This window comes from Streptomyces anulatus, from assembly GCF_014650675.1.
Taxonomy (GTDB): Bacteria; Actinomycetota; Actinomycetes; order Streptomycetales; family Streptomycetaceae; genus Streptomyces; species Streptomyces anulatus.
Genome location: NZ_BMVK01000007.1, coordinates 183,023 through 202,039, shown reverse-complemented (window position 1 = coordinate 202,039; position 19,017 = coordinate 183,023). Strand labels below are relative to the sequence as shown.

At 71.9% G+C, this 19,017-nt stretch carries 18 protein-coding genes; 3 read left to right on the top strand and 15 right to left on the bottom strand.

Annotated features, from left to right (window positions below; genetic code table 11):
• Window positions 1-8: 8 nt before the first annotated feature.
• The 11 genes from IE272_RS19535 to IE272_RS19485 all read right to left on the bottom strand — a co-directional run bounded on the left by IE272_RS19535 (window position 9) and on the right by IE272_RS19485 (window position 12,721).
• Window positions 9-1,055: an aldo/keto reductase gene (locus tag IE272_RS19535; RefSeq protein WP_050357581.1), complete on the bottom strand. Its 1,047-nt coding sequence runs from the start codon at window positions 1,053-1,055 to the stop codon at window positions 9-11.
• Window positions 1,052-1,813 (bottom strand): SDR family NAD(P)-dependent oxidoreductase, encoded by a 762-nt coding sequence (locus IE272_RS19530; RefSeq protein WP_056699383.1) that lies wholly within the window; start codon window positions 1,811-1,813, stop codon window positions 1,052-1,054. The genes IE272_RS19535 and IE272_RS19530 overlap by 4 nt, the downstream gene beginning before the upstream one ends.
• Entirely contained in the window at window positions 1,810-3,174 is a 1,365-nt protein-coding gene (locus IE272_RS19525) for an enolase C-terminal domain-like protein (RefSeq protein ID WP_050357823.1), read from the bottom strand. The genes IE272_RS19530 and IE272_RS19525 overlap by 4 nt, the downstream gene beginning before the upstream one ends.
• Window positions 3,175-3,509: 335 nt before the next feature.
• Window positions 3,510-4,181, bottom strand: a complete 672-nt coding sequence (locus tag IE272_RS19520) for a FadR/GntR family transcriptional regulator (protein WP_050357579.1) — start codon at window positions 4,179-4,181, stop codon at window positions 3,510-3,512.
• 54 nt (window positions 4,182-4,235) lie between these two features.
• Window positions 4,236-5,099 (bottom strand): sugar phosphate isomerase/epimerase family protein, encoded by an 864-nt coding sequence (locus tag IE272_RS19515; RefSeq protein ID WP_098893321.1) that lies wholly within the window; start codon window positions 5,097-5,099, stop codon window positions 4,236-4,238.
• 52 nt (window positions 5,100-5,151) lie between these two features.
• A complete protein-coding gene (locus tag IE272_RS19510; RefSeq protein ID WP_190007371.1) occupies window positions 5,152-6,612 on the bottom strand; it encodes a polysaccharide lyase 6 family protein in 1,461 nt (486 codons plus the stop codon).
• A 44-nt stretch (window positions 6,613-6,656) separates the two neighbouring features.
• Window positions 6,657-7,979, bottom strand: coding sequence for an alpha-L-fucosidase (locus IE272_RS19505; RefSeq protein WP_190007370.1), 1,323 nt, complete (start codon window positions 7,977-7,979; stop codon window positions 6,657-6,659).
• Window positions 7,980-8,057: 78 nt separating this feature from the next.
• The gene (locus IE272_RS19500; RefSeq protein ID WP_007449285.1) at window positions 8,058-8,924 is read right to left on the bottom strand and encodes a carbohydrate ABC transporter permease; all 867 of its coding nucleotides are present in this window, start codon (window positions 8,922-8,924) and stop codon (window positions 8,058-8,060) included.
• Entirely contained in the window at window positions 8,921-9,904 is a 984-nt protein-coding gene (locus IE272_RS19495) for a carbohydrate ABC transporter permease (protein ID WP_190007369.1), read from the bottom strand. Before IE272_RS19495 ends, IE272_RS19500 begins: the two co-directional genes overlap by 4 nt.
• Window positions 9,901-11,226, bottom strand: a complete 1,326-nt coding sequence (locus tag IE272_RS19490) for a sugar ABC transporter substrate-binding protein (RefSeq protein ID WP_190007368.1) — start codon at window positions 11,224-11,226, stop codon at window positions 9,901-9,903. Before IE272_RS19490 ends, IE272_RS19495 begins: the two co-directional genes overlap by 4 nt.
• Window positions 11,227-11,710: 484 nt before the next feature.
• Window positions 11,711-12,721, bottom strand: coding sequence for a hydroxyacid dehydrogenase (locus IE272_RS19485; RefSeq protein ID WP_190007367.1), 1,011 nt, complete (start codon window positions 12,719-12,721; stop codon window positions 11,711-11,713).
• Window positions 12,722-12,914: 193 nt separating this feature from the next.
• Between IE272_RS19485 and IE272_RS19480 the strand changes: the two genes are divergently transcribed.
• Both IE272_RS19480 and IE272_RS19475 read left to right on the top strand, forming a co-directional pair.
• Window positions 12,915-13,775 carry a fumarylacetoacetate hydrolase family protein gene (locus IE272_RS19480; protein ID WP_050357572.1) on the top strand — a complete coding sequence of 287 codons (861 nt, stop codon included), beginning with the start codon at window positions 12,915-12,917 and terminating at the stop codon, window positions 13,773-13,775.
• A gap of 123 nt (window positions 13,776-13,898) precedes the next feature.
• The gene (locus IE272_RS19475; protein ID WP_190007366.1) at window positions 13,899-14,537 is read left to right on the top strand and encodes a GDSL-type esterase/lipase family protein; all 639 of its coding nucleotides are present in this window, start codon (window positions 13,899-13,901) and stop codon (window positions 14,535-14,537) included.
• Window positions 14,538-14,620: 83 nt separating this feature from the next.
• On the opposite strand, the gene IE272_RS19470 is transcribed toward IE272_RS19475, so the two are convergent.
• The 3 genes from IE272_RS19470 to IE272_RS19460 form a co-directional block, all read right to left on the bottom strand.
• Complete coding sequence (locus IE272_RS19470) at window positions 14,621-14,764, bottom strand: MFS transporter small subunit (RefSeq protein WP_169808528.1); 144 nt, start codon at window positions 14,762-14,764, stop codon at window positions 14,621-14,623.
• Window positions 14,733-16,079, bottom strand: coding sequence for an OFA family MFS transporter (locus IE272_RS19465; protein WP_056699366.1), 1,347 nt, complete (start codon window positions 16,077-16,079; stop codon window positions 14,733-14,735). Before IE272_RS19465 ends, IE272_RS19470 begins: the two co-directional genes overlap by 32 nt.
• Window positions 16,080-16,191: 112 nt before the next feature.
• Entirely contained in the window at window positions 16,192-16,791 is a 600-nt protein-coding gene (locus IE272_RS19460) for a TetR/AcrR family transcriptional regulator (RefSeq protein WP_190007365.1), read from the bottom strand.
• A gap of 192 nt (window positions 16,792-16,983) precedes the next feature.
• On the opposite strand from IE272_RS19460, the gene IE272_RS19455 reads away from it, so the two are divergent.
• Window positions 16,984-17,946: an oxygenase MpaB family protein gene (locus tag IE272_RS19455; RefSeq protein WP_190007364.1), complete on the top strand. Its 963-nt coding sequence runs from the start codon at window positions 16,984-16,986 to the stop codon at window positions 17,944-17,946.
• 14 nt (window positions 17,947-17,960) lie between these two features.
• Here the strand turns inward: IE272_RS19455 and IE272_RS19450 are convergent, their stop codons facing one another.
• The gene (locus IE272_RS19450) at window positions 17,961-18,863 is read right to left on the bottom strand and encodes a MerR family transcriptional regulator (RefSeq protein WP_190007363.1); all 903 of its coding nucleotides are present in this window, start codon (window positions 18,861-18,863) and stop codon (window positions 17,961-17,963) included.
• Between the last annotated feature and the right edge of the window lie 154 nt (window positions 18,864-19,017).

Below are 19,017 nucleotides of genomic sequence, written 5' to 3'. Positions count from 1 at the left end.
GGTGTCGGTCAGGATGACGTCGAGGGCCGGGGGACCGGGACGTCGTCGGACAGGCAGCCCTCGCGCCGCAGTTCCTCCCACAGGGCTGCGGGGATCTCCCGGCCCAGCAGGTCGACGGCGTCCTCGGCCTCCGCCGCGCTGCGCAGACCGATCAGGACCCCGGCCACGGCGGGATGACCCAGCGGGAAGCGGGCCGCCACGGCCCGCAGCGGCACCCCGTGACGCTCGCAGATCTCCCGCAGCCGGACGGCTCGCCGCAGCGTCTCCGGCGGCGCCGCCGCGTAGTCGTAGGTGGAACCCGGCCGGGGATCGGCCAGCAGACCCGAGTTGAACACCCCGCCGACGACGACCGACACCCCGCGGCGGAGCGCGGCGGGCAGCAGCTCGTCGAGGCCGCTCCGGTCGAGCAGGGTGTAGCGGCCGGCCAGCAGGACCACATCGATGTCGGTCTCGGTGACGAAGCGGGCGGGAACCGCCGTCTGGTTCATGCCCACGCCGATGGCCCCGACGACCCCCTCGGCGCGCAGGCGTTCCAGCGCCGGGTACGCCTCGCGCAGGGCCTGGTGGGCGTGGTCGTCCGGGTCGTGCAGGTACACGATGTCGACGCGGTCGAGCCCGAGCCGCTCCAGACTCGCTTCGAGGCTCCGTACGATCCCGTCCGCGCCGAAGTCCCACACCCTGCGGTACGCGGCGGGCACCGCGAAGCCGTGGGCGAGGTCGTCCCCGCGCGCGCCCGGGTCGGGAACGAGGAGCCTGCCGACCTTCGTGGAGACGGTGTACGCGTCGCGGGGCCGGTCCCGGAGGAACGCGCCGAGCCGCCGCTCGGACAGCCCGAGGCCGTAGTGCGGCGCGGTGTCGAACGACCGGACGCCGCCGTCCCACGCGGCCGAGAGGGCCCCGTCGGCCTCCGCGTCGGTGACGCTCCGGTAGAGGTTGCCGATCCCCGCCGCGCCGAACGCGAGACGGGTCGTCCAGGCGGAGCCCCTTCCGAGCGGTACGCGCCCCGGGCCCGGACCCGGGGCCGTGCCCCCGGCGTGCTCCCTCCCCGTGCTCATGTCCCCGCCGGGCGCAGCCGGAGGCCGGCCATGCCGCCGTCGACGGCGAGGGCCGTGCCCGTCACCGACCCGGCGGCGGGGGAGGCCAGGTAGACGACGGCCGCCGCGACCTCTTCGGCGCTCACCAGCCGCCCGGTGGGCTGGCGGGCGCTGAGCGCCGCGCGTTCGGCCGCCGGGTCGTCGGCCGCGTCGAGGAGGCGGCCGACCCACGGGGTGTCCACGGTGCCGGGGTTGACGCAGTTGACGCGGATTCCCTCGCGGACGTGGTCGGCGGCCATGGCGAGCGTCAGCGACAGGACGGCGCCCTTGCTCGCCGAGTACAGCGCCCGCCGGGGCAGGCCGGCGGTGGCGGCGATGGAGCAGACGTTGACGACGGCGGCATGCTCCGACCGGCGCAGATGGGGCAGTGCGGCCCGGGTGGTGCGGACGACGCCGAGGACGTTGACGTCGAGGACGTCGTGCCACTGGTCGTCGGGGTTGTCCTCGACGGTCCCGGCCGCGCCGATGCCCGCGTTGTTGACCAGGATGTCGATGCCGCCGAGCGCCGAGGCGGCCGCTCCGACCGCCTCGCGCACGGAGGCGTCGTCGCCCACGTCCGCACGGAGTGCGGTGAGCGTCCCGGGCACGGCGTCCGCGTTGCGGTCCAGGACGGCGACGGCGACTCCGTGCGCGTCGAGCATCCGGGCGACGGCGAGTCCGATGCCGGAGGCGCCGCCGGTGACGACGGCCCGCAGGCCGGAGAGGGGTGGGGCGGTCATGCCGTCACCTCCACGGTCTCCGTGACGACACCGGCCGCGCCGACCGGTTCGGCGTCCCCGGCAGTCCCGGCGGCTGCCAGGTCGTCGGTCCAGAACGTGCCGCCCGGGTACGCGAAGGTGGCCAGCGAGGCGGGGTACATCTCCGCGGAGAAGCCCGGGGAGAGGGGCGCCGTGTATCTGCCGCCCCGTACGACGGCCGGGTGCTCGAAGTGCCCGTGCAGATGGTCGACGAACTCGATGACCCGGTCCTCGGTGGTCCCGCTGAGTGCCACGTAGTCGAACATCGCCAGGTGCTGGACCAGTTCGCACAGGCCGACACCGCCGGCGTGCGGACAGACGGGAACGCCGAACTTGGCCGCGAGCAGCAGGATGGCGAGGTTCTCGTTCACCCCGCCGACCCGGGCCGCGTCCAGCTGGACCACGTCGACGGCGCCCGCCTGGAGGAGCTGCTTGAACACGATGCGGTTCTGGACGTGCTCTCCGGTGGCCACCTTGACCGGGGCGACGGCGGCCCGGATCCGGGCGTGCCCCAGGATGTCGTCCGGGCTGGTCGGCTCCTCGATCCAGTACGGGTCGAACTCGGCCAGTGCCCGGGTCCACTCGATCGCCTCGGCCACGTTCCACCGCTGGTTGGCGTCGAGCGCCAGCCGGACGTCCGGGCCGACGGCCGCGCGGGCCGCCCGGCAGCGGCGTATGTCGTCCGCCAGGTCGGCGCCCACCTTCAGTTTGATCTGGGTGAAGCCGGCGGCCACCGCCTCCTCGGCCAGCCGCGTCAGCTTCTCGTCGGAGTAGCCGAGCCAGCCGGGCGACGTGGTGTAGGCGGGGTAGCCCTCGGCCCGCAGCGTCTTCTCGCGCCCGGCGCCGCCCTCCCTTCCGTGCCGCAGCAGCTCCAGCGCTTCCTCGGGGGTGAGCGCGTCGGCGATGTAGCGGAAGTCCACCTGGGAGACGAGCCATTCGGGCTCGGCGTCGGCGAGCAGCTTCCACAGGGGTACGCCCCGGCGCTTGGCCGCCAGGTCCCACACGGCGTTGACCACGGCCCCGATGGCCATGTGCATGACGCCCTTTTCGGGGCCGAGCCAGCGGAGCTGGCTGTCGCCGGTCAACGCCCGGCTGACCAGCCCCGGATCGGCGGAGAGATCCTCCACGGACCGGCCGAGGACGTGCGGGCGCAGTGCGTCGAGCGCCGCGACCTGGACGTCGTTGCCGCGGCCGATGGTGAAGGTGAAGCCGTGCCCCGCGAGGCCGTCGGGCGCGTCGGTGCGCAGGACGAGGTAGGCCGCGGAGTAGTCGGGGTCCGGGTTCATCGCGTCGGACCCGTCGAGTTGGCGGGAGGTCGGGAAACGAATGTCGTAGGTGTCCATCGCGACGACCCGTGTGATGCCAGTGGACAACGGGGTTCCTTTCACACCTGGGCTGCCTGTTCGGCGTTCGGCTTCGTCTGCCCGCCGACGCGGAGCAGCCCCAACCCTCAGCACAGATCGGGTGATTGGCCTGTTGAGCGAGAACGATACGGCGCTCATGAGAGGCGAGGCAAGTAGACATCGGATGTTTCTTGGGTGGGTGCTCTCCGGCATCGCCGCCCACCCCTCCCGCCGCGCCGGACGCGGCCCTACGACGACGGGCGCCCGCCCCCTCGGGGGACGGGCGCCCGGGCGGTGCGCGGCCGGTCGCGCACCGGGATCGGAGGGGCCGTGTCTCACAGCACGCTGTCGAGCCACCGGACCACGTTGGAGATGTGGATCGTCGCCCACGCCTCCGCCGTACGCGCGTCGCGCGCGGCGAGGGCGTCCAGGATCGCCCGGTGCTCGGACAGGGTCCTCGCCACCGCCGTCTCCTCGGTGATGCCGCGCCACAGGCGGGCCCGCACGGTGGCCCCGGAGATGCTGTCGAGCAACGAGCACAGCAGCGGGATCCCGGAGGCGGCGGCGATCCGCCGGTGGAACTCCAGGTCGCTGGCCACGAGTTGTTCCAGGCTCGGCGCCTCGCCGAGCCGGTCGAGGAGGGCGCCGAGCTCCCGGATCTCCTCCTCGTCGATCCGCTCCGCCGCCAGGGCGGTCGCCGCGGGCTCCAGGATGCCCCGCACCTTCAGCGCCTGGAGCGCCTGATCGTCCTGGTGGAAGTCCAGTACGAACGACACCGCTTCGAGGAGCAGGGGCGGGTCGAGGCTGGAGACGTACGTCCCGTCGCCCTGCCGGACGTCGAGGATGTTCAGCAGCGAGAGCGCCTTGACCGCCTCCCGCAGGGAGTTGCGCGACAGTCCCAGCTCGGCGGCGAGGTCGGCCTCCTTGGGCAGACGGTCGCCCGGACGTAGCGCGCCGGAGACGATCATCTCCTTGATCTTCCCGATCGCCTCGTCGGTAACGGCCAAGGCGTCCTCCTGTCCACGGCGAAATACATCGGATGTGTTCTGTGTGCTGTCACCCTACGCCAGGGGCGAGCGGCCCCGACCGGGCCCCGGGAACGCCAGGCGCCGCAGCGTCGCGGCCTCGCGTTCCAGAACGGCGGGATCGTCGCCCGGGACGAACTCCAGGAGGGCGTCCCGGGGCACGGGCCGGTCACCGAGCAGCCCGAACACCCGGTCCCACAGGCCGTCGCGGGCGGCGAGGGGCAGCCGGTGGTTGCCCGGCCACCAGGAGAAGACATGGACCGCGCCGACACGGTCGGCCAGGACGTCGAGACCTGCCAGCGCCTCCTCGTCGGGAGCGTCCTGCGGCGGCTGCCAGTAGGCGCCCACACCGTCCACCCCCGCCTCTTCCAGGAGGCGGACCGTGGAGGCCGTCGAATCGGTCAGCGTTCCGGCGTGGAACTCCGGGGCGATCTCGAGGCCGTGGTCCCGCGCGATCAGCGCCGCCTCCCGCAGACCCGCGGTGATCCGGGACCGCTCCTCCTCCGTCACGTCCGCCGACCCGGAGGTCCCCGCCCAGACACGTACCCGAGGCGCCCGGAGCGCGACCGCGCCGCGGGCGACCTCCGCGAACCCGGGCAGCTCGTCCGGGAGGCAGTGGAAGTACGAGCCGTACGAGCAGGAGACCAGGCCGTGCAGCTCGGTGGCGTCCCGGACCGCCCGGAGAACCTCCGGCTCCCCGGGCGGGGCGTGCACGTCCGCCCCCCACTCGATCACCTCCAGACCCGCGCCGGCGGCACGGCGGGCGACCTCCGCGGCGGGCAGGTGCCGAAAGGTGACCGAGCAGATCCCGAGCCGGACGGAGGCGGCCCCGTAACCCCCGCCGCCGGGCACGGGGCCCCGCACGTCCTCGGGCGCGGGAAGCGGGGGGTTCTCGGTCACGGCGGCCTTCCGGGCGGGGCGGTCGGGGGCGGGGAGGCGGACAGGGAGGTGGTCAGCGGGAGTTCGGGCCCACGTCGGCCGGTGTCAGGGGCCGGTACCGCGGGGCGCGCGTCGCGTACTCGTCGGCACCCACGTCCCGCAGCGTCCCCCGCGGATCGCCGTCGATGTCGTGGGTGACGGGCGTGCTCCGCAGCGTGGCCGCCCCGATCGCGGGGCTCCCGCCGGACAGCCGGTGCACCCCGTCGGACCCCGGCACCAGCAGGGGGTCGGCCCGCACGAAACCGCCGGCCGGGACGTTGCCGTCGCCCGCCGCCCCGAAGTGGATGTTGCCCTGCCAGGTGAACCGCACGGTGTTCGCCATCTCGACCAGGTCGCCGGCCTGGCCGACCAGCAGGTTGTCGGCGACGGTCACGTCACGGGGCTCGTGCGGCCGGTTGCTCTCGCCGGAGAGCGCGCTCGCGTTGTCCAGGAAGGTGTTGTGGGCGATGAGGACACGGTCGGGGGCGTCGTTGCCCCGGCGGGCTGTGGGCGACTCGCCGGGTACGTGGTCGCGCGCCGTACCGCTGCCGACCACCATCGCCCGCCCGGACAGCCCGGCCAGGTAGTTGTTGACGACGACGTGGTCGTTGCCGTAGATCCGCACGCCCTCCTTGCCGCCGATGAGGTGGTTGCCCTCGACCCGGGTGCCGTTGCCGTGGCGCAGCACGATGCCGCCGAGGCTGTTCCGGATGGTGTTGTGCCGGATGACGTTGTGGGAGCTCTTCACCGAGATGGCCTCGGGGTCGCCGTCGGCCCGCTCGAACAGGTTGTGCTCCACGATCGCGTACGCGCCGGACAGGGCGCGGGGGCTGACGCCGAGACGGATCGGCTCGCCGCCGTTGGAGCCGGCGAAGGAATGGTCGGAGAAGTGGTTGCGGTGCACGTGCACGCGCTGGGCCATGGCCTCGGTGCCGGCGCCCTCGATGCCGAGGAAGACGCCGAGCGTGGTCTTGCCGTGGAAGTGGTTGCGGTCGATCACGGTGTCGTCGCCCCGCACCATGACCCAGTGCAGCCCCTCGACGTCGGCGAGCCGGAAGTCGTTGCGGGTCAGCCGGACGTGGGAACAGCTCGGCGGGACCTCCAGCGTCGTGCTCTGGCGGAAGGAGAAGCCGCTGACGGTGACATGGGTGGAGTCCTCGAAGAGGAAGCTCCGCTCCCCGTGCAGCACGACCCCGCCCCGCGACGCGGCGACGATCGTGACGGGCGTGCCGTCGGCGCCGTGGACCCCCCGGACCACCACGGACCGGCCCCCGGGAACGGTGTACGCGCCGTTCGCGACGACGATGCGGGTGCCGGGCACGGCCGCGTCGATCGCCTTCTGGAGCGCGTCCAGGGTGTCGACGGCGACGGTGCGGCCCCGTCGGCCGGCGGGTGCGACCCCGGCGGTGGCGCCTGCGTGCGCCGGACCGGACACGGGCAGGACGGCGGTGGCCGCCCCCAGAGCGGTGCCGGTGAGGAACGTGCGTCGTTGCATGGGTGCCTCCATGATCGGGCGAGGTGGGATGCTTCTCGGGCGGATCAGTCGGACGGGTCCGTCAGGTGGAGCTCGATGACGGGCACGGGGGTGTCCGGGCGCTGGACCGGGAGCCGCAGGGTGAGCGTGCCGGCCGGCTGGCCGCCCATCTGTGTGTTGACCGCAGGACGGTCGGGGTCCACCTGGACCCGGACGACCTCCGACGCGTCGTTCAGGAGTTGCGCGTAGCGCACACGGCCGTCGAGCCCGGGCAGGTGCAGGTGGCGCAGCGGCCAGGCGAAGAGGTGGATGTAGAGGCGGTCGCCGCGCTGGGTGTACCGGCAGTCGGCGGGCGGGGTGAACGGGGAGGGGCCGCAGCCGCGCACGGACCGTTCGTGCAGGTCCATCCACCGGCCGACCTCGGCGAGGGCGGCGGTGTCGCGCGGGTCGAGGTGGCCGCGGCCCGTGGGACCGACGTTCAGCAGCAGGTTGCCGCCCTTGGAGACGCCGTCGACGAGCATCCGGACGAGCAGATCGGGGCTCTTGCGGTCGAGGTTGTCGCGGTCGTAGCCCCAGCTCCCGTTGAGGGTCTGGCACGCCTCCCACAGGACCGGTCGGCCGCCGGAGGTCATCGGGGCGGAGGGCTGGTACTGCTCGGGAGTGACGAAGTCCCCGGGCAGCCCGGCCCGGTCGTTGACCAGGATGTGCGGCTGGAGCTCGCGGACCAGGTCGAGGAGTCGGGGGGAGTCCCAGTCGTCCGGGCCCTTGCCGCCCCACCACTCGTCGCGTCCCGCGTAGGAGAAGTCGAAGAAGAGGTAGTCGATCCGTCCGTAGTCGGTGAGCAGCTCGCGGACCTGCCCGTGCAGGTGGCGCCGGTAGTCGCGGATGTCGCGGCCGGCCGCCGCGGCCTTGAACTCCTCGTCGTCACGGAGCGGATGGGTGCCGTCGACGGGGAACGACGGGTGGTGCCAGTCGATCAGGGAGTGGTAGAAGCCGACCTTGAGGCCTTCGGCGCGGCACGCCTCGACGAACGGCCCGACCAGGTCGCGGCCGTGGGGCGTGCGGGTCACCTTGTAGTCGGTGAGCCGGCTGTCCCAGAGACAGAAGCCGTCGTGGTGTTTGGTGGTCAGCACCACGTACCGCATCCCGGCGGCCTTCGCGGTCCTCGCCCAGTCGGCCGGGGCGTAAAGGTCGGGGTCGAAGTGGTCGAAGTACACCTGGTACTGCTCGTCCGTCATCCGCTCCCTGGTCTTCACCCACTCGTGGCGCGCGGCCAGGGAGTACAGACCCCAGTGGACGAACATGCCGAAGCGGTCGTGGGCGAACCACGTGGTGTCCGGCGCGGGGGCCGGAGCCTCGTCCGGCGCGGTGTCGGTTCGGGTGCTCATGGCGGGTCTTCCTTGGCGTCGGGGCGGTCGGAGGAGAGGGGAGCGGGGGCCGGGATCGCCCGGAGTCGTCCCTGCGGGTCAGCCCTTGAGGGCGCCGCTGGACAGACCGTGGACGAAGGAGCGCTGGAAGAGGAGGAAGACGATGATGGACGGAAGCAGCGCGAGCAGCGACGCGGCCATCACCACGCCGGGGGTGACGAGGGGGTCGACCCGCAGGGTGCGCAGAGCCAGCGGCAGCGTGTAGGACGAGGAGTCCGTGGCCACGAGCAGGGGCAGCAGGTACTGGTCCCAGATCATCGTGAAGCCGAAGACGCCGATGACGCCGAGCGCGGGCCTGCACATCGGGAGGATGATCTGCGCGAAGATCCGCAGGTCACCGGCGCCGTCGATCCGCGCGGCCTCCTCCAGCTCCCGGGGCACCTCCTTCATGAACTCGGTCATGACGAGGATGGAGAACGCCCACGCGCCCACGGGGACGATCATGCCCGCCAGCGAACCGATGAGGTTGACGTGGATGACCGGCAGGTCGGAGAGGACCACGGACAGCGGGATGGCCAGGATCTCCTCGGGCAGCATCAGCGTCGCCAGGATCGCGACGAACGCGAAGCTCATCCCCCTGAACCGCTTCCGGGCCAGGGCGTACCCGGCGAGGACGGAGACGGCGACCTGGAGCAGCAGTCCGAAGCCCACGACGAAGAACGAGTTGAGCAGGTACGTCAGGACGTTCTGGTCGAACGCGACCGTGAAGTTCTCCAGGGTCGGGTCGTTCGGGACGATGCTGAGCTGTGTCGGGTCCTTGACGTGGTTGAACGCGCCGACGAGGAGGGCCAGGAGCGGCCCGGCGAACACCAGCAGGACCAGCAGGTAGGTGACGGCCTTCAGGACGCGTCCGGCGACGCCCCTGCTCTCGGTCAGCCCCAGCGCGGTCTCGTTCGGCGCGCTCATGCGTTACCCCTCCGTCGGAACAGGTGGACGCTGACCGTGAGGACCAGCGTCGCCAGGAACAGCAGGACCGCTCCGGCCGCGGCGACGCCGAGCCGGTTCTGCTCCAGGCCCAGTTTGTAGATCACCGTCATCACGACCTCGGTCGAGCCGTCGGGGCCGCCGTTGGTGAGCAGGAAGACCTCGGTGAAGACGCGCAGGCCCCGGATGGCCGCGAGCACGAACAGGATGGACAGCACCGCCCGCAGTCCGGGGACCGCCACGTGGCGGATGCGCTGCAGCCTCGACGCGCCGTCGACCTTGGCGGCCTCGTACAGGCCGCGGTCCACGCCGGCCAGCCCGGCGAGGAAGATCATCATGTCGTAGGGGGCGCCCCGCCAGATGCCGGTGAGCATGATGGAGACCATGGAGGAATCGGGGTCGTTGATGAACCCCGACGGGCCGAGTCCGACCAGTCCGAGGACGGAGTTGAGCATGCCCTCCTCGGTGGGGTGGTACATGATCCGCCACAGCTCGGCCACGACCGCGATCGGTACGACGACCGGGAGGAAGGCCGCCGAGCGCACGAAGCTGATCCTGCGGCCCTGCCCCTCCATCAGGAGGGCCAGGGTGAGGCCGAGCAGCATCGATCCGGCGGTCTGGCCGACCGCGAGGACGAGCGTGTGCCAGGCGGCCTCGCGGAAGCCGTCCGACGAGAGCACCGTCGCGTAGTTCTCGCCGCCGACCCACCGGTTGCCCAGGTAGGGCTGCACATCCTGGAAGGACATGGTCAGCGCGCTGGCCATGGGGATGAACTTGAAGTACAGGAAGAGGATCAGCGCCGGAGCCAGGAAGAGCCAGGGCGTCCACCAGCGGCCCGAACGGCGGCTCCGCACGCGGCGGCCGGCGGTGGGCCCGGCCGCTCCGGCCGGGCCGTGCGCCGTCCTGGGGGAGGGGCCGGCTGCCCGGCGGGCGACCGGCTTCACCTCGTCGACGCTCGTCATCCGGCGATTCCCTGCTCCTTGAGGATGCGGGCGAGCTTCTCGTCGAGCTCGCGCAGCTCCACGTCGGCGTCCAGGGAGCAGTCGGCCATCAACGCGTTGAGGGTCTCGGCCGAGGCCTGCCGTATCGGGGTCCAGTTCGGGACGGACGGCGCGTACCGCCCGGAGGTCCGGTAGACCTCCGCGTACGTCTTCCAACGCGGGTCGGGGCGCACCTCGGCGACGTCGACCGTCTTGTTCACGGGCAGTTGGACGGTGGAGCCCTCCTCGCCCTGCATGCCGAGCCTCTGGCCGTCGGCGGAGATGGCGTATCCGGCGAAGGCGTCCTGCCCGGTCCGGTTCTCCGAGCCCGCCATCAGGTAGACGGCTCCGCCCTCGGCGAGCACGGTGGCGTCCTTCGGCCCCTCGGGCATGGGGACGACCTCGTACTTGTCCTTGCCGAGCGATGTGTCGAAGCGGGGCATGAGGTAGGGGCCGACGACGAAGAGGCCCGTCCTGCCCGCCTCGAACGTCTCGTTCGTCGGCGGGGTGTCCATGGTGACGGCCCCGGGCTGGACGACCTTCCGCTCGCAGTTGAGCGCCCGGAACCAGCGCACGGCCTCCGCCGACTCCTTCGAGGCCATCGCCGGCTTGTACGTGCCCTTGCCCGTCTCGGTGATGAAGTCCCCTCCGGCGGCCCAGAGGAAGTTGGAGAAGTACCACGAGGCGTAGCCGCGCTTGGTCGACAGCGGGGCGGCGAGACCGTACGTGTCCTTCTTGCCGTTGCCGTCGGGATCCCGGGTGGTGAAGGCCTCGGCCATCGCCGCGAGGTCGTCCCAGCTCTTCGGGGTGTCGAGCTTCAGCTTCTCGCGCCAGTCCTTGCGGATCAGCAGGGCGCCGGTCTGGGCGGAGTACGGAATGCCGTACTGCTTGCCGTCGACTCCCTTGCCGGAGTCGCGGCCCTGCTCGATGAGGTCCCCGCTGTTCTCGATCTTGCTCAGGTCGATCTCGCGGAGGAGGCCCTGGCTGTGCATCGCCCCGATCTGGGTGACGTCGTTCATGACGATGTCGGGGAGATTCCGCTGGGCGGCGCGCTGCTGGAGCTTGGTCTCGAAGTCGTCGAAGATCGCCGTGACCTTCACCTTGTGCCCCGTGGCCTTCTCGAACCCGGTGACGAGCCGCAACGTCGCCTTCTCGCCGGGGCCGCCCGGTGTGGTCCTGGTCCACAGTTCCAACTGCGCCTTGGGGTCCTGCTTCGCGTCCGCTCCCGCAGGCCCGGACGTACAGCTCGTGAGGGCCAACGCCGAGGCGAGGAAACCCGCACCGATCCACCGCGTTCTCTGCATGACAACTCCTGTTCGCCGCCTCAGCAGCCGGCCTGTAAGCGCTTGCCGGGGACGCTAACGTGCGGCCGAACAAGGGTCAATAGTCCGATGAATGAAAAGAGTTGAGGGAGTGGGTCGCCCTGATCGGTGAGTCTCTTCCTGCAGGCTCACGGGCCTCGACGGACCGTGGGCGGGGCATGTTTGACCTGCCTGTATCGCGTTCCGTGAGGGAGGAAGCGCAGCCTGCGGGGTGATGCGGGCGATGAGTGGCATCCCGTGCGAACGGTGACGTCTTCAGTGGTTCGTCATTGCGATGCCGTCGATAGATCGGATGTATGAAGGGTGTGGTGGGGGTGCGGGGGCGACCGAGGGGGCAGGTCGACGGCATGCCGGTACGGCCGACGGGGAGCAACTCGTCGGCCGTACGCGGGGAGGGGGTGTCCATCGGGCGCGGGGAGGCGGCGGCGCCGGTACGGGGGAGGTGGCGGCGTGGGTGAGGAGGCCGTTACGCCCGTGTCGCGGCCAGGGCCGGTTCGACGGCGTGCAGCAGGGGATCGCCGCACACCAGCCTGCGCAGCTCGTCGCGGACGAGCTCGCCCAGCCGGGCGCGTTCCCTGCCCATGGCCCCGGCGAGGTGCGGGGTGAGCAGGACGTTCGGCAGAGTGAACAGCGGCGAGAGGGGGTCGGGCGGCTCGGGGGAGGTCACGTCGAGGACGGCGGTGAGATCGGGCCGGTCGCGGAGGACGCCGATCACCTCCGGCTCGTTCAGCACGGCGCCGCGCGCCGTGTTCACCAGTGTGGCGCCCTCGGGGAGCAGTGACACGAGCGGCCCGTCCACGACGCCTTCGGTCTCCGGCAGCAGGGGGGCGTGGACGCTCACCACGTCGCACGACGCGAACAGCTCCTCGATGCCGGTCAGCCGGACGCCCCACCCCCGTGCGACGGCCGGTTCCACCACCGGGTCGCAGGCCAGCACCTCGATGTCGAAGCGCCGCAGGTGCTCCGCGACCAGCCGGCCGATCTCGCCCAGGCCGAACAGCCCCACCCGGGAGCCGTACCCCCCGGCCACCCGGGGATCGTGCGGATACCGGCGGGCGGCCGCCGCCTCGCGGCCGAGCCGGTGCACCTGTTTCAGGCCGAGCAGGATCTGACCGAGGGTGAATTCGGCGACCGGCCGGGCGTTGGCCGCGGCCGCGGACACGATCGGGATGCCGCGGGCCCAGAACTCCGGCGTCGTCAGGTGCCGTACCGATCCGGCCGCCACGAGCACCGCCTTCAGCTCCGGCGCGTGCGCGAGGAGGTCCGCGTCGAGGACCGGTGCGCCCCAGCCGGTGAGCAGGACCTCCACCCCCTCCAGCGCGCCGGGATCGCGGCGCAGGGCGTCACGGGTGAGCGCGGGCCCCTGCCAGTGCGTCAGTTCCCCGATCTCGTCGAGGACGTGCGGCGGGTACACGTCGGCCCGGCGCTCCTCCTCCATGACCAGAAGGGCGGCAGGCCCTCTCCTCGTGTCCGTCATCGTCGGGCCCCCTGGGGGTCGTGTGGTCGCGGCCGGTCGGTGCGCCAGACCATACATCGGATGACAATCGCAGGCGATAGCGAAGATCGGTCCTTCTCCCCGCAGTTGATGGCGGTTGCTCTGGACAAGCTGCCCGATGATTGATTGCATGCTCGCGTCGATACATCCGATGTATATCGTGAGGTGGGGAACCATGCGCGTACTGAGAGTCGGCGAGGCCGGGGCGGAACGTCCCGCGGTCCTGGACGGATCGGGCAGACTCCTCGACGCGTCCGGCATCGCCGGCGACCTGGACCACCGGACCCTCGCCGACGGCGTGCTCGACCGCATCGCCGAGGCCGCGGCCGCCGGGACCCTGCCCGTCCTGGCCGACCGGGCCGACGGCCTCCGCATCGGGGCGCCGGTGGCGCGGCCGGGGAAGATCGTGTGCATCGGCCTCAACTACCGCGACCACGCGGAGGAGACGGGAGCGGACCTCCCGGCCGAGCCGGTCGTCTTCATGAAGGACCCCTGGACGGTCACGGGGCCGTACGACGGAGTCCTCGTCCCCCGCGGCAGCGTCAAGACCGACTACGAGGTCGAACTGGCCGTGGTGATCGGCAGGACCGCCCGCTACCTCGACGGCGACGAGGAAGCGCTCGCGTGCGTCGCCGGGTACGCGGTCTCCCACGACGTCTCCGAGCGCGCGTTCCAACTGGAGCGCGGCGGACAGTGGGACAAGGGCAAGAGCTGCGAGACGTTCAACCCGCTCGGCCCCTGGCTCGTCACCCCTGACGAGATCCCCGACCCGCAGAAGCTCACGCTCCGGCTGTCGGTGAACGGCACCGAGCTGCAACACGGTTCGACCGAGGACATGGAGTTCCCGGTCGCCCGGATCATCCGTTACCTGAGCCACTTCATGGTGCTGCACCCCGGCGACGTCATCAACACCGGAACCCCGGCCGGCGTCGCCCTCGGCCGCCCCGAGCCCCGGCCGTACCTGCGCGACGGCGATGTCGTCGAGTGCGGGATCGACGGGCTCGGCACCATGCGCCACACTTTCCGGCAGGCGTGAGCGGGCACGGCCCCCGGTCGGCGGACCGACGCGTCACGGATGGCATGCCACGAACGGCGAACGACGGGCCCCGGTGGAACCGGGCGGAGCGACCGGGGCCCCGGACGGACGAAGGACACACACGTGCGGTTCACCCAGGACGACCGACTGCTCTTCATCGGCGACTCCGTCACCGACACCGGACGCGACCGCGAGGACCCCTCCTCGCTCGGCGGCGGATACGTCCGGCTGATCGCGGAGGCTCTCCGCTCCTCGACGCCACCGGGCCGGCCCCCCGCGACGGTCCTCAACAAGGGGCTCGACGGCAACCGCCTCCGTGACCTGGAGGCCCGCTGGACCGCCGACGCCGTCGGGGCGGCGCCCTCGGCGCTCACCGTCCTGATCGGCATCAACGACACCTGGCGCCACTACGACAGCGGACTGCCCAGCCCCGTGCCGGAGTTCGAGGCCGCATACGGCCGCGTTCTCGCCCGCGCGCGGGAAGCGTGCGCCCCGCGCCTGTTCGTCATGACGCCGTTCCTGCTGCCCGCCACCCCCGGGCAGCGGGAGTGGTTCGACGACCTCGTCCCGCGCACCGACGCCGTTCTGCGCGCCGCCGAGGCCCAGGGCGCGACGGTGGTCCGCACCGACCTCGCCATGCGCCACGCCGCCGAGGAGCACGGGGCCGCGGCCCTCGCCCCGGACGGCGTCCACCCGAGCCCGCTCGGCCACCGCGTCATCGCGGACGCGTGGCTGGCGGCGGCCGGAGCGGGAACGGGCTGAACGGCCCGTCCACACCCGCCACCACGGGCGAACCGTCCGGACCCGCGCCTCGCGACGAACGGGGCGGCCGGGGCCGGCCGGGGTCAGCCGGTGAACAGCTGGGTGGCCTTGCGGACCAGTTCGTACAGTCCGTAGGCGAGCGGAGCGCCCACCCACAGCCAGGTGACGACGATCAGCGGCCGCCGGTCCCTCGTCTCAGGCGGACTCTGCCCGCTGTCGTCGTGCACGGGGCGCTCCCTTCTCCGCTGTCACGGCGTCGAGGTGGTGGGACGGGTGGACCGGACGGACCAGTTCATTGGCCGCGAAGCCGACGGCGAGCAGGGCCATCATGATGAGGAGGGACGTCCCGTACAGGTCCGCGCCGTGCTTCCCCGCCTCCTCCTGGCGGTCGGCGATCCAGTTCACGATCAGCGGCCCCAGGACACCGGCGGTGGACCAGGCGGTGAGCAGGCGCCCGTGGATCGCGCCGACCTGGTAGGTCCCGAACAGATCCTTGAGGTAGGCGGGAATCGTGGCGAAGCCGCCGCCGTAGAAGGAGAGGATGACCAGCGCGCACAGCACGAACAGAGGCTTGGAGGAGCTTCCCACCAGGGCGATGAGCGCGTACATGAGCGTGCCCGCGCCGAGGTAGACGCGATAGATGTTCTTGCGCCCGATCAGGTCGGAGGCGGAGGACCAGCCGATGCGTCCGGCCATGTTGGCGGCCGACAGCAGGGCGACGAATCCGGCAGAGGCGGTCACCGACACGGGGGTGGAGGTGTCCGCGAAGAAGTCGGTGATCATCGGCGCGGCCTTCTCCAGGATGCCGATGCCCGCGGTGACGTTCATGCAGAGCACGACCCACAGAAGCCAGAACTGCGGGGTGCGCAGAGCCCGGCGCGCCGACACCTGCGGTCCGTCCGGCGTCGCGGGCCGACCGTCCGACCGCTCCTCGGCGCGCGGGCGCGGCACCCGTACCAGCACCACGCCGAGCAGCATGAAGACGGCATAGGCCAGTCCGTGGACGAGGAAGGCGAGCGCGATGCCGGAGTTGTCGCCGCCGAAGGACTCCAGCATCTGCGCCGACCAGGGCGAGGCGATCAGCGCGCCGCCGCCGAACCCCATGATGGCGATGCCGGTGGCCATGCCGGGACGGTCGGGGAACCACTTGATGAGCGTCGACACGGGCGAGATGTAGCCGATGCCGAGGCCGATGCCGCCGACGAAGCCGTACCCGAGGACGATCAGCCAGAACTGCTGGGTCGCGGCGCCGAGTGCGGAGAGCAGGAAGCCGGAGGAGAAGCAGACGAGGGCGACGGTCATGGCCCATCGGGGTCCGCGGCGCTCCACGAGAGTGCCGCCGAAGGCGGCGGAGAGCCCGAGCATGACGATGCCGAGCTGGAAGGGCAGGGCGCTCTGCGTGCCGCTCAGGCCGAGCGCTTCCTCCAGCGGTGGTTTGAACACGGACCAGGCATAGGCCTGACCGATGGAGAGATGGATCGAGAGAGCGGCGGGCGGCACCAGCCAGCGACTCCAGCCCACGGGGGCGATGGGGGGACTCATGGGTCCCTCACCGTAGTGAGCGGGAAACCTTTTGAGAAGGTCGTTGACAAATCTTCACCGTGTCCGGCCCGCGTGGCGGCGACGCGTTCGCACCGCCCGCCGCGCTGGGCGGCTACTCCCGCGACGTCGCCGCGAGCACCAGTTCCACGCAGTGCGACTCCAGCCGCTCGCGCGGCACGTCGAGTGTGCCGTGCAGCCACCCCGCGAAGAGGTTCGCGAGACCGCCGACCAGGGCGTGCGCGGCCATGCGGCGGTCGATGTCGTCCCCCGTCCCGGCGAGCTGGCCGCCGACGAGGTCGGTGAACACCGGCATGAGCCGGTGGCTGTGGGCCCCGAGAGCCGGGTCGGCGAAGGGTTCCAGGAGCAGCAGGCGGCCTTTGTGCGGCGCGTCCAGGACCAGGGCGACGAACGCGGACACGGCGGCCCGGGCCCGGATGTCGCGCTGCGGGTCGCTGAGCGCCACGGCGTCCTCCAGGGCGGCCCTGGCCTCATCGGCGACCCGCTCGAAGGAGGCGAGGAGCAGGTCGTCGCGGCCGGTGAAGCTCTCGTAGAAGTAGCGGTCCGTCAGGCGCGCCTCCCTGCAGACGGACCGGACCGTGACGGCCGCGCACCCCTCCTCGCCGGCCAGGCGCTCGGCGACGTCCAGGAGGATCTGTCGGCGGGCGGCGCGACGATCGGCGAGCTTGGTCCCGCCCCAGCTCCGTTCCGCCAACTCCGGTGCCTCCACTTTCCGTTGAGCAATTGACGACAGGTGTCCGCACATTCTAGCCTGAGGACAGGTGTCCTCAGATTGCCCTCGGCGCAACTGCCCGGACGAACCGTCAGCGCACCGTGACGACCAGCGCCACGAAAGAACGCGATGAACAGCGCGGCCCCGCACCGGAATCCCTCAGCGGAGGTACACGTGACACCGTCAGTCCCCGGACCGGACCCGACCGACCCGAGACCTGCCGAGCCTCTCGGCCCCGACTCCCTCACCTGGCGCTGGTTCGGCGACTGGAGAGGCCTTCTCCTGGCCCCCTGGGCCGGATCGATGCAGAACATGCACCCCGAGCTGGGCGCGGGCGTCGCCGAGCACTCGCGCTTCTTCGAGGAGCGCTGGGAGCGCCTCTTCCGCTCGCTGTACCCGATAGGGGGAGTGGTCTACGACGGCCCGCTCGCCGTCCGGACAGCCCGTGAGGTGCGCGGCTACCACGCCTCGATCAGCGGGATCGACGAGCACGGCCGCCCGTACCACGCCCTCAACCCGGGCACGTTCTACTGGGCGCACGCCACGTTCTTCATGCTGACCGTGCAGGTGGCCGAGCGGTTCGGCGGCGGCCTCACCGAAGCGCAGCGGCACACGCTCTTCGACGAGCACGTCCGCTGGTACGCGCTGTACGGACTCTCGATGAAGCCCGTCCCCCGGACCTGGGAGGACTTCCAGAGGTACTGGGACCACATGTGCGCCGACGTCCTGGAGGACAACCGGCCGACACGGGACGTGCTGAACATGCGCCGCATCGCCAAGCCGCCCCTCCTGCGGCTGCTGCCGTCGCCGCTGTGGGCCCTCGCCCGCATCCCGATGGTCCGGCTGACCCTGTGGATCACGGTGGGCATGTATCCGCAGGCCGTGCGGGAACGTCTCGGACTTCGCTGGACGCCCCACGACGAATGGCTGCTCGGCTGCCTGGGCCGGCTGGTGCACCACGCCTGGCAGCGCGTTCCCGAGCGCCGCCGCTTCCACCCGCGCGCCCGCGCCGGCTGGGACCGTGAGCGGGGTCGCCCGGCGTCGGGCCCGGTGGAGACGCCGGCCCGGAACCTGCCGCCCGAGGAGCGGCGCGGACTTCCCCAGCACTATGCGCCGAAAGCCGACCGCCCCGGGTGAGCCGGGTGCTGTCGTCAGACGTCGTGGGCGGCGAGCTCTGCGGCCAGTTCCATGCAGCGCAGCCGGGCCGGGGAGAAGTCGTAGGGCATCTTGCCGACGGCTTCCAGCACGCTCATGGACGCGTGCCCCCGGCCGGAGTCCGGGCCGGTCTCGTCCTCACCCGCGCCCTCATCGGCGGCAGGGGGGTGCAAGGCGTCCCAGGAGTCGAAGAGCGCGTCGTCGCCCGCCGCCTGGCCGGAGTCCTCGATGACGGCGTGCAGCGCCTCTTCGAACGCGTGCCGTTCGGCAGCCACCCGGGCCACGCGGGGGTCATCGACAGCGATCGTGTCATCGAGTGCCTCCTCGGCGGCATCGACACGGTCGGATTCCTCCCGTAGACCCGGGTGCGTGACCAGCGCGATGAAGCGGCCGGCCTGGACGGCAGCCCCGAGCGGGCCGAAGATCCGCTCGGTGACCAGGAGGCTGTCCAGGTCCGCCTGACGCAGGGAGCCCTCGGGCAGGCTCTTGAGGCGGCCGGTGACGAAGTCGGAGAGCAGCCCCATCCTGCTGCCCTCGGTGCGCATGCGCCGCACGGCGGTTCGTTGCCGCCGCAGTTCGGCTTCCCGGGCGACGAGGGTTTCCTCCAGCCGTTCCAGGATGCTCGCGATGCCGTCGTCGCCGCCGGCACTCGCGGGAGCCGGGTCTGCGAAGGCGTCACGGATGTCGTCCAGGGCGATCCCGGCATCGGCCGTCCTGCGGATCCACAGCAGCCGGATCATGTCTTCGTAACCGTAGCGGCGGCGGCCGTCGCCGCCCCGCACGGGCTCGGGGAGCAGACCGATCTCGTGGTAGTGACGGATCGCCCTCGGTGTGGTGCCGACGAAGGCCGCCGCGTCACCGATCCTGACCTGGCGCGGCGGGACGAAGGACGAATACATGAGCAGGGGCCTTCCTCGGTGGGGCGGGACATGGGTCCACCGGACCACATACCGCTACGGAAGGTGCAACCCCGGCCGTGCGGTGCCGTCCGGTCCTGAGGGCCGCAAGCGGGTGGACGGCCACCGGTACGCGCCCGGCACGATCCGCACGAGT